The 12,865-nt window shown below is 57.1% G+C and carries 10 protein-coding genes; 5 read left to right on the forward strand and 5 right to left on the reverse strand.

What is annotated here, in order from left to right:
• Nucleotides 1-22: 22 nt before the first annotated feature.
• Nucleotides 23-430, reverse strand: a complete 408-nt coding sequence (locus tag BM083_RS23830) for a TRAM domain-containing protein (RefSeq protein ID WP_245756914.1) — start codon at nucleotides 428-430, stop codon at nucleotides 23-25.
• Between the two features lie 199 nt (nucleotides 431-629).
• On the opposite strand from BM083_RS23830, the gene BM083_RS16405 reads away from it, so the two are divergent.
• The 3 genes from BM083_RS16405 (at nucleotide 630) to BM083_RS16415 (ending at nucleotide 3,312) form a co-directional block, all read left to right on the forward strand.
• A complete protein-coding gene (locus tag BM083_RS16405) occupies nucleotides 630-1,556 on the forward strand; it encodes an ArdC-like ssDNA-binding domain-containing protein (RefSeq protein WP_089870677.1) in 927 nt (308 codons plus the stop codon).
• 78 nt (nucleotides 1,557-1,634) lie between these two features.
• A complete protein-coding gene (locus BM083_RS16410; RefSeq protein WP_089870680.1) occupies nucleotides 1,635-1,958 on the forward strand; it encodes a DUF6788 family protein in 324 nt (107 codons plus the stop codon).
• Between the two features lie 187 nt (nucleotides 1,959-2,145).
• Complete coding sequence (locus BM083_RS16415; RefSeq protein ID WP_089870683.1) at nucleotides 2,146-3,312, forward strand: pyridoxal phosphate-dependent aminotransferase; 1,167 nt, start codon at nucleotides 2,146-2,148, stop codon at nucleotides 3,310-3,312.
• 321 nt (nucleotides 3,313-3,633) lie between these two features.
• Here the strand turns inward: BM083_RS16415 and BM083_RS16420 are convergent, their stop codons facing one another.
• Together BM083_RS16420 and BM083_RS16425 are read right to left on the reverse strand one after the other, a co-directional pair.
• Nucleotides 3,634-4,593 (reverse strand): CPBP family intramembrane glutamic endopeptidase, encoded by a 960-nt coding sequence (locus tag BM083_RS16420; RefSeq protein WP_089870685.1) that lies wholly within the window; start codon nucleotides 4,591-4,593, stop codon nucleotides 3,634-3,636.
• Nucleotides 4,594-4,960: 367 nt separating this feature from the next.
• Nucleotides 4,961-6,688, reverse strand: coding sequence for a glycoside hydrolase family 13 protein (locus BM083_RS16425; protein ID WP_089870687.1), 1,728 nt, complete (start codon nucleotides 6,686-6,688; stop codon nucleotides 4,961-4,963).
• 483 nt (nucleotides 6,689-7,171) lie between these two features.
• Here BM083_RS16425 and BM083_RS24160 point away from each other — a divergent pair, with 483 nt between their 5' ends.
• Nucleotides 7,172-7,606: a DUF488 domain-containing protein gene (locus BM083_RS24160; protein ID WP_089870689.1), complete on the forward strand. Its 435-nt coding sequence runs from the start codon at nucleotides 7,172-7,174 to the stop codon at nucleotides 7,604-7,606.
• Between the two features lie 284 nt (nucleotides 7,607-7,890).
• Nucleotides 7,891-9,231 carry a chymotrypsin family serine protease gene (locus BM083_RS16435; RefSeq protein ID WP_089870691.1) on the forward strand — a complete coding sequence of 447 codons (1,341 nt, stop codon included), beginning with the start codon at nucleotides 7,891-7,893 and terminating at the stop codon, nucleotides 9,229-9,231.
• A gap of 1,319 nt (nucleotides 9,232-10,550) precedes the next feature.
• Here the strand turns inward: BM083_RS16435 and BM083_RS16440 are convergent.
• Both BM083_RS16440 and BM083_RS16445 read right to left on the reverse strand, forming a co-directional pair.
• Nucleotides 10,551-11,315 carry an IclR family transcriptional regulator gene (locus tag BM083_RS16440; protein WP_089870694.1) on the reverse strand — a complete coding sequence of 255 codons (765 nt, stop codon included), beginning with the start codon at nucleotides 11,313-11,315 and terminating at the stop codon, nucleotides 10,551-10,553.
• A 378-nt stretch (nucleotides 11,316-11,693) separates the two neighbouring features.
• Nucleotides 11,694-12,728 (reverse strand): zinc-binding dehydrogenase, encoded by a 1,035-nt coding sequence (locus tag BM083_RS16445; RefSeq protein ID WP_089870696.1) that lies wholly within the window; start codon nucleotides 12,726-12,728, stop codon nucleotides 11,694-11,696.
• Nucleotides 12,729-12,865: the final 137 nt, after the last annotated feature.

Genomic DNA, 12,865 nt, shown 5'->3' on the forward strand with positions numbered 1-12,865 from the left:
GAGACCTAGAATACGGCCTCTGTCACTCGTAGTAGGGCTTACGTTCGATTAAATCTGCAAAGCCAACTGACTCGCTCACATCAGTGACCTCAACAGTTACTCGTTCGCCTTGTTCAGTGTCAGGAACGACGAGAACGTATCCACGGTCAGTACGGGCAATGCCATCGCCCTGTTCTCCGATGTCTTCGATGTCGACGGTCCGCTGATCCCCTTTCTCAACCGGTGCGAGGTTCTCCCGGTTCTGCACCACCTCGTGGGTTGACGGAGTGTCATCAGTAGTATTAGTCACAAAGACAGCCACGCGGTGAACATCGCCTACTTGTATATCGTCTGTTGTCACTTCCTGTTTCGGCACTTCGAGGATGTATGAATCTCGCTGCTCATCCACCCGGGCGCTGAAGAGATAGAGTAAATCGTCTGGAATTTGCATATGTAACGCTCGTCTGTGAAATCTTGTCGTTCTCCCATCTTAACCTGGTGATTAGCAGTAGAAGGACTCGTCTGCGGTCTTTGTGAGCTCAGGTAGTGTGGCACGTAGCCGGAGGCTGAGAAACCGCTCCTCGCCGGCGAGTTTTTTTGCCCCCGAAGGGTGCGGGGCATTCCAAACCTGGAGTGCTCGCGAGAAATTCATGGCGAGTAGTGACTATGCAGCGGTGTCGTTCGACGACTCCGACACCCGACGTGACGAGATGCACAGTACCATCGAACAGTGGATTGACGACCTTGTCGACTCCGTCGACGACGCACAAGCGAGTGCAGAGTTCCAAGCATGGCTTGACGTCCAACGGCAGTTCCACGATTACTCCTACCGGAACACACTCCTCATCAAACAGCAGTGTCCCGAGGCCAGTCGCGTCGCCGGGTACCGAACCTGGCAAGATGAGTTCGACCGCCACGTCGAGGAAGGTGAGCAGGCCATCTGGATTTGGGCACCCATCATCACCAAACGGTGTCCCGAGTGTGAGAACTCGCCGAGCTACCACGCCAACACCGACTGTGACTACAACGGGACGCCACCCGAGGAGTGGTCGAGAGGGCTCGTCGGGTTCAGACCAGCCCCTGTCTTCGACATCTCACAGACCGACGGCGAACCGCTCCCCGACCTCGAGACAGCCGCGACGGGTGACGCTGGCAATCTCGTGGAGCAACTGACTGACGCGGCTAATGAACTCGGTGTGACGGTCCGAATTGTCCCCGAAGAGAAGTGGTCCCACGGGAGTGCACGCGGTATCTGCCAGCGATTGAGCCTCGTCGACATCCAACCACTCGTCGAGGTCAAGGACCGAGCAAACGAAGCCGACCTTGCACGGACGCTGGTTCACGAGTACGCGCACGCGCTGTTGCATTTCGACGTCGACGATGACACCGAGCGGGCAAAACGCGAGGTGGAAGCCGAAGCCGTGGCGTACATCGTCGGGCGGTACTGTGGACTCGATACGAGTGGGTCAGCGTTCTACCTCGCCTCGTGGGAATCCGACGATGCAGACGTGACTCGCGAGCGACTCGGACGGATCAGTCGAACGTCGACAGAGATTATCGCGCTGCTTGAAGAGTGAATCGACGCTGAACCAGATTCTACTTAACCAACGCAGCTTTGCTGTTGGCGTCTGTGTTGGTTAACACGACGGTGACCCATGTCCGATTCCCCACCAACGCCGCCTCAGAACGTCCCAAGCGGTATCGCTGAGAAGCTTACCGACCAGTCTCCCGACGTGTTGCGAGACATCGCCCGATACGCTGACGAACTCGCCGAGCATCGCGAGCGCGAGGCGCAACTTGCAGAACAGGATGAGCAGGATGAAGAGGTCGAAGCGGAAGCAGACGATCGCCCGGGTGACGTCCCCTCAAAGGCGACGATTACGATCAAAGAGATCAACGACCATCGTTACTACTACTGGCAATGGAGAGAGGGTGAGAAAATCAAGTCGAAGTACAAAGGGCTAGTCTCGGACGAATAGGCAACACCCGTGAACTACCCCACCCTACCGCTCGCCTGACGGCTCGCGCTTGAGGGTAGGGCTTCCTGTTTCGACGACGCGCTTTGCAGGAACCGAAGTGGTCCCCGTAGGGAGCGTAGTCTCCACAGGATCTCACGGTTTGACAGATATCCGAATAATCAAGAGACTGGTTCACACAGTATGAGCGATGACCGACCGTGCCGTGTCGAATCGAGTCGCACAGATTGAACCCCAACAGATTCGTCGCCTGTTCGACTTAGCAAACGAACACGATGCTGACGATTTAGTCCACCTCGAACTCGGCGAACCTGACTTTCCCACGCCGGAACACGTTGTCGACGCGGCAGCGACGGCGGCGCGCGAGGGTCGGACGAACTACACGCCCAACGCCGGTATCAGGGCGCTCAGACAGGCAATCGCCGATAGACTCCGTGGTCGCGACGTCGACGCCGAGCCTAACCGCGTGGTCGTGACCACCGGCGGAGTGGAGGCACTCTACTTGACGCTGTTAACCGTAACCGACCCTGGTGACGAAGTTGTCGTCCCCACACCAGCGTGGCCGAATCCTCTCTCACAGGCGCGGTTGACGAACGCCGTCCCAGTCGAGGTTCCGTTGTCACCCGTCGATGGCTTCGCTTTCGACGCTGACCGAGTCGTCGACACCATCACCGATCGAACCGGCGCCGTCGTTTTGACCTCCCCGTCGAACCCGACCGGTCGGGTATTCGACGTTTCGGCTATGGAACGTGTCGTCGAGGCGGCCGTCAGCCACGATGCCTACGTCATCGCCGACGAGGTGTATCACGAACTCATCTACGAGCGGTCCCAGTCTAGCCTCGCGGCCGTCACGGACTATCCGGAGCGAGTCGTGACCATCGACTCCTGCTCGAAGACGTACGCGATGACAGGGTGGCGTGTTGGTTGGTTGAGCGGTCCCGCCCCCGTGACTTCGGCCGCAACGAAAATTCACGAGAGTACCACCTCGTGTGTGAACACGCCCGCCCAGTACGCTGCCCTTGCCGCGCTCACCGGTCCGGATGCGCCGGTTCGTGAGATGAAGGCTGCCTTCGAACGGCGGCGTGACGCGGTCGTCGAGCGAATCAACGAACTTCCCAGCGTCTCGATGACGGTACCCGAAGGCGCCTTCTACGCATTCGTCGACGTGAGCGCGCTTCGGGGTTCAAGCATCGAAATCGCCGAGCGACTGCTTTCCGAGTACGACGTGGTCGCTGCGCCCGGAAGCGCATTCGGCGACGCCGGAGAAGGGTACCTCCGCTTCAGCTTCGCGAACGACCTCGAACGAATCGAACTCGGACTCGACCGCTTCGAGCGGATGATTGAGACAGAGACCTGATTCAAGCTTCGCATAAGCCGGTGACTGCGTTAGTTGGAGTCCTCCTTCTGGATGGACGTCTCATCAGTGACCATTGGGAATCTATATGGTCGTTTGTCGAATACGTCCTCTGCCTGCTTCACGTGACTTGTGATAGGGGTTAGTGAGGTTTCTATGGTCGTGCTGAATACAGGGCGCGCACTGATCGTGTAGCCACCGTGTCAATCGTCACTATCGTCATTAAGGAGTTCGTCGAGTGTCCGATAGGATGCGTCAGTTTTACCTGAAAATATGATCCGAAGCGACGAACGTGGCGAAGTAACTTGTTGTGTAGATACGTAATCAATCGAACGATCTATTGGCACCCCACGACCGTAATCGAGGTATCTCGTATCGATTTCCGAGTGCCCACGCGACGACGAAGACCAGCGGAAACCCAAGCATGGAGGCGAGCATCACTATGTTCATATCACCATTTAGGCCACCCGCCGTCTTGATGTGGAACACATTGAGAATGAGGTTGTCCAACGTGTGGGCAAGCCAAGGGGTCCAGAGGCTGTTCGTCTGGAAGAAGAGATACCCGAAGACAAAGCCGGCGCTCGTCGTCAAGAACAGCAGTTGGACCGCCTGATCGATTGCTGCAGACGTCGTCAGTTGACCGGTCACGAGACCGTGGAGCGGGAACACGAGGTGCCAGAGGCCGAATAACATGGCTTGCAGCGCGTTCGCTCGCCAGAACGAGAGCCGGTGCATGAAATGCGTGAGGAGCACGCCACGGAACAGCCCCTCCTCCAAGAACGAGTTCAGAAATGTTCCCCCGACGTACACCACCGTGAAGAGGGTACTGGCTGTCGATCCGGTCATCGGATCAATCGCTCCGAAGAGGAGTTGCGGGGATGTCTCCCCGACGACGAGGAGGGTGAACTGAAGTCCGTACCCAACGAGGAACAGGACCATGAAGGGGAGGCCACCAATCACGAAAGACCAAGTAACATTCTTCGAATGCAGTCCGATAGCACGTAGCGGCTGTCCCAGAAGCCACAGATAGCCAAGCACGACAAAAATCCCAAGCACTCTCGATGCGATTAGCGGAAACGGAACGGCGGACAACTGAAGGACGAAAACATCAACAAACTGTACAAAGGAAACGACTAGGAGAAGCGCAATTGCGAAGTAGACCGGATAGGTCAGCGACAACTCGAAGCGCCACTCGGCACTGGATGGATCAAGTGATGCGTAATCCGAGTCGTGGGGGCCATCTGCGGACCCTTGACTTTCCTCTGACGCTCCGTTAGACGACATCAACAAATCCTTATAATGAGATGTGAGCGCATGGACAATATAGTTGGGGGCACTCGGTGCAGTCTATCACAACGGATTCTCGTCGGTGATATACGACAGTCTTCGAACGTCGCCCGGAAACCGGTGTCATCGTTCGCATCACCGCGAGCGTGCGATCCTATCGGTATCCTCACTCGCCGCAGATCTCGCTCTGATGCATAAACTCTCTGTATGTGTCACGCCGCTTCTGACAGCGTTCGGTGGGTTTCTGTGACCGTACTGAACTCAGGTCACACATCGATTACATGATCTCTCCGGCTCGGTCGCCACTTCCAGAACGTGAGTACGGGAACAGTGACGACGCTATTGAGGGGTGTTTCTGTCTACGTCAGTACCGATAGACAGCTGCTTCGTAGGGGCGGAACAACAGTTCGTCAGATTGGGTCGCCGTTTCCTCGTAGTTCGAGAGACACACAGACAGGTCGGTGAAATCGAAGTCGACCTCGGTCTGTCCGAGATCGATCGTGGCGGGGTTCTCTGACCAGTTGAGTACGATTAGCAACCGATCATCGCCAAGCACTCGAGTGTACGCGTACACCTGCTCGTGGTCAGGGAGTAGCAGACTGTACTCACCGTAGACGAGGGCATCTTCATCGTGTCGAAAGTTGATGAGTTCCCGGTAGTGGTGCCAGACCGACCCCTCGTCGTCCCGGGCAGCCTCGACGTTGATGTCACGATAGTTCTCGTTGACGGGGAACCACGGCTTTTCGTCGGTGAACCCTGCGTGCTCGTCATCTGACCACTGCATTGGCGTCCGTGCGTGGTCACGGCTTTGGGTGTTCCAGAACTCTCGCAGCTCCTCCGGGGAATCCGCCTTCCCAGCGGCGAGGTAATCCTCGACAGCACCGATCATCATCGGGTCGTCAAGTTCGTCGAGACTCTCGAACTCGGCGTTCGTCATGCCAATCTCCTCGCCTTGGTAGACGAACGGCGTCCCGTGAGTAGTCAACAGGAACGTCGCGAGGAGCTTTGCGCTCTCTCCTCGATACGTTCCGTCATTGCCGAATCGAGAGACGATTCGGGGCTGGTCGTGATTACCGAGATATTGTGCGTTCCACCCCTCAAGTTGGGTCTGCCAGCGACTCATGATTCGCTTGAACTCTGGGAGACTCCACTCGCCTCCTCCTTCCGGGTCCCATCGTCCGCGTGGACCGACGTCGATGTCCATGTGCTCGAAGTGGAAGAGCATGTCCAGTCCGTCCCCCTCTTCACCGAGATACTCGGAAGCGATGTCGACTGTCGTCTCTCCCATCTCGCCGACGGTCACGACGTCATAGTTCGCGAACGTCCGGTCATAGAGTTCGCGGAGGTAATCGTGGACACGGGGACCGTGACTAAACACTTCGGATCCGATAGGCTTCTTGTCAGTAGTTCCGTTCGGGAGACCTTCCGGCTTCGAGATGACGTGAATCGCGTCGAGACGGAACCCATCGATTCCCTTTTCGAGCCACCATTCGACGAGCGATGCAATCTCGTCGCGCACGTCCGGGTTACGCCAGTTCAGATCTGGCTGTTTCTCGTCATAGAGGTGAAGATACCACTGTTCACGTATCTCGTCGTAGGTCCATGCCGACCCCCCCATGAATGATCCCCAGTTGTTGGGCGGAGTGGGGTTACCGTGTTCGTCTTCGCCCCCATCGCGCCAGTAGTAGTAATCCTTGTAGGCATCGTCTCCACGACGGGACCGCTGGAACCACTCGTGTTCGTCCGAGGTGTGGTTGACGACCAGGTCCATGAGTAGCCGCATATCGTGTGCGTGTAACGCCTCCAGAAGGGCCTCCCAGTCGGCCATCGTTCCGAACTGCTCGTCTATCGAGCGGTAATCGCTAATGTCGTAGCCGTTGTCGGCTTGTGGTGATTGATAGACGGGACAGAGCCACACGACGTCGATTCCGAGTGAGTCCAGATAGTCAACCTTCTCTGTAATACCCCGAATGTCACCGATACCGTCGCCGTTGCTATCGTTGAAGCTTCGCGGATATATCTGATAGGCAACTGCCTCTTTCCACCACTGTCTATCAGGCGTATCAGACGAAACGGTGCTATTAGGAGCCATTTGAATATGATGAGGATACAACTCGACTCCGAATGAGTCTTGGGTCGTCGACAATCGGGACTAAGAGTGATTTCGAGACTGGAGTTTCAGTGTCTGCCACGACGTCGAAGAGTTCTCCCGGTTCGGCAGAGATTACTTGACGGATACGTTCTCTCTCCATAGGAGACCTCGTCGTTGAGTCGCTGGGATAAAATGTGGCCGTTTGTTGAACCAATTCTCTACGTTCAGCACGCACCTTCTGTCAGCACTTGTAGAGGCTAACGAGACCGCCTAGCTGTACTTCTGCCCCTGAGGGAGGAGGGGCGCATGGAGACGTACGATTCGTCTAGTGACCCTCGTGAGTCCCATGACAACGAGAAACATCTACGAGAGTACCACGAAAGATATCAATACCCGCAAGTGGCACCAACATCCACAGATCCAGTGGACAGCATCTTGCCGGGGAATTGACTACCTCAGCCCCCATCCACTAAGTCAGAAACCATGACCACAACTGACCGCCTCGAGGATACGTACGTCGCAGCGCTGCAGCATAACCTCGTGGATATTCCCACCGAGGCTACGCTCGTGGGTGTCGTTCGGCGACCAACTAGCTGGTTCAGAACGACAGTCGACGAGAACTATCCAGCACTCGGCCCCCCAGCAGACCTCCTCGACGAATGCAAACAGCGCCACGAGGATTTCAAGATGCAGGGGCTGTGTGACGAAGGAGCCCATAATGCAGCCTGGGACGAAGTCGGATTCGAAGACCGATATCGGTCGCATCTCACCGACACTGCAGATGCTCAGGAGGCAGTTATAGAACTCGTCGAGCGCCTTCGGAGCGGAGAACACCTCGTTCTCGTTTGTTTCGAGAACACCGACCAGAAGCGATGTCACCGGACGCTTCTCAAAGAGTATCTCACTAGACAGCTGTAATCGGCCGCTCGTTGTGGGGACTCTCTGTTCGAGCGTTTCGATGTGCACGTCGTCTCAAGTAACTCACCTAGATGCTCCAATTGACCGAGTCTTCGTAGCATCGATATGCGCAAGGGTCTTCTGAACGAGGTTGCGGGCGTGAACTCGTCAGGTCACTTCTCCCACCGTGAGGATCACGTCGTACTTCACCGGTTACATGCGCTTCCGGGGTGGCTGGAGATTCCTACGGGCCAACAGTGATATTATCACGCACGCCTTTTCTCAAACACAACGAGAGTTAAGTTATGCCCTGCACCAAAGATTTTGAGCACTTACTCGAACGCAAGAACGTCATCGGCGTCGAATACGACGAGGAGACGAACACCGTGACAGTCTACGTCTCCCAAAAGCTTCCCGACAGCGAACTTGCAGACGAAGACAACGTGAAGAAGCTCGTCACCGACGCCGACGTCAAAGTGGAAGACTCCGGCTTCGACGAGGAGCGCGATGGGTTCGACGCACTCTCGCTGACCGTCGAGATTCCGGAGGCCGAGACGGACCGCAAGGACCGCCACCGCCCGGTCGTCGGCGGGGTGAGCGAGATAAACGCGAAGTCCACCGCAGCAACCGCGGGACCGTACCCCGCCCGTATCACCGACACATCATCGGGGAAGTGGAGCGACGACGCCACGGAGGGCGATCTCGTCCGCTTGTCGAACAACCACGTCTACGCTCGAGTAAACAAAGCGGAGTTCGGCGAACCCATCATTCAGCCCTCACCGCGTGACGGTGGGAAGCACCCCGACGACGAGACGGGCACGTTGCAGGGGTACGTCCCGGTCGAAGTCGGTTCGACAGTCGATGTGGCCGCCCGCTCCGTGAGTGTCGAGCGCGAGTCCCCGGAGTACCACGAACTCGACGATTCGTGGCCGACGGCTGTGCGGCGCGAAGATTACCGGTCACTGAAGGGCGAGACAGTACGGAAAACTGGACGAACGACGGGCGTCACGAGTGCGGACGTGTCGGCGGTCGGCGCGAGCGTTCGTGTGAACTTCGGTGACGCCGGCACGCTGACGCTGCGCGATCAGCTCATCGCCGGCCAGATGTCGAAAGGCGGCGACAGCGGGTCACCCGTCTTCCACGACGGAAGCGGCGAACTCGTCGGCCTCCTGTTCGCGGGGTCGAAGCGACAGACGATACTCAACAAGATCGGCAACGTCGAGTCGCAACTCGGCGTCGAGCTCCTGACAGAAGAACCGGGTGACGGCGACGACGGAAACGGTGGTGACGGCGACGGTGATGGAGGAGAGGGAGATGATGGAGATGGGACGCGGACGTACCGTGAAACACTGGACACTACGGTCACTGTCTCGATGGACGGACCAGAACTATCACTGGAGTCCTTCTCGATGCAAGGCGATATTTCGCCCGGCGAAGAAGCCGAGGCGACGGCGACGGTGACCGGAACCGACACTGGCACGGGCTGGCTCAACGTGCAGGGTGAACAGTATACGTTCGAACTGACCGACGAGCATGCCGACAGCGGGCGGTACGTGAGGAGCGTGACGGTGCGCGTCGTCGTGCCAGAATCGGCCGGTGATTCCTTCGAGGTCCACGTCGAGGGAGGATACGTCGTCAAAGCGTGATCAGGGCGCAAGATGTACTTGGGCCTCTCTCGGTTAGCTCGTCACGCAACTGGTGACCGATAGCCCCCGGCGACGACATCGTTTCGCAGCGGTGTCATCGAAGTAGCCCGTGACGTTCCAGTTGGCAGTAGTGTAGATTTCGAGTATAATACTAATAATTGTCAGTTCTGTGTCGGTGCTCTCGATATTGCGTAACAATGGGGTGCAGAACACAACTGACAACCACAGACGGTGCCGGCTCAAATGGCGTCGTGATCGGGGAGGTCGTGACTCGACTCGACGACGACCGATTCCATCTGTACACTGGGTCCGGTTCCAAGACAAGCCGGTTAATTCCCAGTTGCCCGTTAGCGACCAGAAATCTGGCGATTAACGAGACGACTCTCCGAATCTGTCGCAAATATCTCGTCAGCGACGCACTCTCTTTCGTCGATTCTGCACCGTGGCTACAAGCGATGCTCCACCCACACGACCTCAGGTACAGATGTGAACAAGAGAGCAATCAAACAGTGGGGACCTGTCACTCGTCAGTGAAATTCTCGAACAGGTCGAGAGACAGTCATATAATTATACTGAAAAGACACCGTCGGGAGCTGGTTGCAATCGTTCGCTTCGCGTGAGATCAGATAATCTGAGCACTACCGCGCTGCCAGCACTCAAGCGTTGGAGTGACTAGAGTCTCTTTGACAGATCTCAGCGTAGCGTCGAACGGTAACTCTTCGACCCGCCCGTTCCGCATCTGAATCGTGTTAGTCTATCGTCTGCGACGTGCCCCTGCCTAAAGATACGCTCGTCGTCGAGGGTAGCCCCGTTCACTCCTGTGACTACGGATCGAAATCTGGACATCAATCGATACTGCGCACGTGTGGTTTAGAGACACTTTCACCAGTATCTGACATTCGTCCCCCGTTAAAACAATTACATTATTAGTATTGTAATACTAGTGTAGTGACGCCAGCTCCGGTGAGCTGTCTATTTGACTAGCTGATATCGGAGTAAAGGAAACAAACTACAACCACCTCTTGCTAGAGGTCGTCGAGGAAACCGTCGTAGACTACGTGAGCATCGGGGAGACTTTCTGTCGACGTCGGCGTGAAGTCTGGTTCGAGTCGCTCAAAGTCCGCTCAGTTTGAACCGAGGGGTGCACTGGTGGTCTAACAGCTTCGGTCTAGTACATCTCTGTTCGACACCGTCGAATTTCAGTTCGTCCGGTTGCAACCGGTCGCAGACGGGAGTACTGCCGCGGCAAAGGCCGGAGTCTCATCGAGACACTCTCGGAGCAAAACGGAACCAGCACGCGTGTGTGAGTCCTCCCTGCATCACTGGAAGGCCAGCCGCAGCTCGATTTCGTTTGCGACCCCAAGGATGAGGTCGGGGATCTCCTCGTGGAGCACAGTCCCCTTGATACGGTGTGTCGGCCCCGAGATACTGATCGCACCGAGAATCTCGTCGTCGCGGTTCATGATCGGGACGCCTACTGCCCGGAGTCCACGTGTACTCTCCTGTTGATTGATCGCGTACTCGTTAGCTCGGATCTCTTCGAGTTCCGCTCTGATGGCTTCGGTGTCGGTTATCGTGTGTTCGGTGAACGCGACATGTTCGCCTTGGAGGACGGACTCACGCCGCTCTTCGGGGAGGTACGCGAGGATTGCCTTGCCGGCAGCCGAGATGTGGAGTGGGAAATGTCGTCCGACCCAAACGTTCGTCTGGACCGCGTTCTTGCCGTACGAACAGTAGAGATGGACGCCGACCCCGTCCTGTTCGACGACGAACTGTGCCCGCTCTTCGGTCTCGATGGCCAGTTCATCCACCTTCTGACGAATCAGTTCGGGGAGATACCGATCTTGGACGGTGCCACCCAAATCCAGCATACGTAGCCCCAGCTCGAAGCCGTTCTCGCCCTCGATCAGATACCCCTCCTCCGCCAACGTGTGAACGTGGGCGTGGACCGTGCTCTTGGCGAGTGAGAGTTCGTCTGCCAGTTCGGTGATTGTCTGTCCTCCCGACTGCTGTAGTGACTGCAGTATCCGGAGGAGTGTGATATCGGATTTGATGCGACGCGGCGATCCGTTTGTGTCTCCCATGTGTGCAAGATGATGGTATTCGCTTAAATGTTTTACTCTGTCGAACGCTGTATTTCCCGTATTTGAGGGTCGTTATACAGATTAGAGGTTCCTACAGCCCGAATTCATCCGTTTAAACTTTATTCGATGTTAGCGAACGAAATCCGAGTATGTTCGCTGTCATCGAATGATTAGTGATAACAAATGACACAATATTTCGGCACGTTCGAGCGTTGGAACTACCCTGTCTCTGAGCAACGACAGTCCGGGCCTCGATAGAGAACAAAAAACAGCCCTCCTTGTCGTTCACGGTGTCGACAGGACGTCTGCGGCGTACTACTGCCTCGAAACGAGTCGAAAGTCAACTTGCTGTATCTGCGTCAACAAGCCAAGGTTGACCTACTCACCCGGTCGGATCACAACCTTCCCGACGACGTCACGGTTTTCTAGGGCACGATGCCCCTCGTGGATTCGGTCTAGCGGCAGAACACGGTCGACACACGGTTTCAGGTCGCCAGTACCAACCAGCCGACCGACCGTCCGGAACTCCTGGCGGTTGCCCATCGGGGCACCCAGAATCTGGCGATGGCGCTGGTACACCGACCGAATATCGATATCGGGGTCCGCACCAGACGTGGCACCGCAGATCACCATCCGGCCCCCAGTCGCGAGGCTGTCGATACTCGTCTGCCACGTCTCTTGGCCGACGTGGTCGGCGACTAAGTCGACGCCACGACCGTCTGTCAGGTCCACAATCGCCTCGTCGAACGAACCGGCCGTATAGTCGATCATCTCGTCGGCGATGCTCGAAAGCGCGTCGGCCTTCTCGTCCGTGGAAGTCGTCGCGTAGACGGTCGCACCGAGGAACGCGGCGATCCGAGCAGCGGCGTTTCCGACGCCGCCGGAAGCCCCGAGGACAAGTGCCGACTCGCCCGGCCGCAGGTCACCCGCCGTGACGATCATTCGCCACGCCGTCGTGAAGGCGACAGGATACGCGGCAGCGGTCACGAAGTCGATATCTCCGGGGATCGGATCGAGGATTCCCGCAGGGACGACGAGGTACTCGGCAAGTCCACCGGGACGGCTCTCACCGACGATCTCGTAGCTCGAACACATCGTCTCTTCGCCCATCGAGCAGTACTCACAGTCGCCACAGGAGACAATCGGATACACGACGGCTCTATCGCCGGATTCCCAGTCGGTCACGTCGTCGCCGACGGCGTCGACGACGCCCGCGACGTCGCCGCCGGTCTGCTTGGGGAAGCGGTCTTCTTCGTCGGGGTGGCCAACTCGAGCGAACACGTCCAACCGATTCAGGGCACAGGCCTCGACGCGAAGGCTGACTTCCTCCGAACCTGGTTCCGGCTGTTCGACGTCGACCACCGAAATCGCCTCTTCCGGACTACCGAGTCGGGTCACGTGAGCGGCACGCATGGTTCGGCCTCCCAGGAAGCGAGTATAGTCCCGCTGAGTTTGGCAATATTTGCTGAGTCCGCGGTAGTAGAGCAGCTACGAGCGCGAATAATGTGGATTTTCGGACACCGACCAGTCACCGACCTGCGCACATATGC

Origin of the sequence: Halogranum rubrum, from assembly GCF_900114455.1 — an archaeon.
GTDB classification, from domain to species: Archaea; Halobacteriota; Halobacteria; order Halobacteriales; family Haloferacaceae; genus Halogranum; species Halogranum rubrum.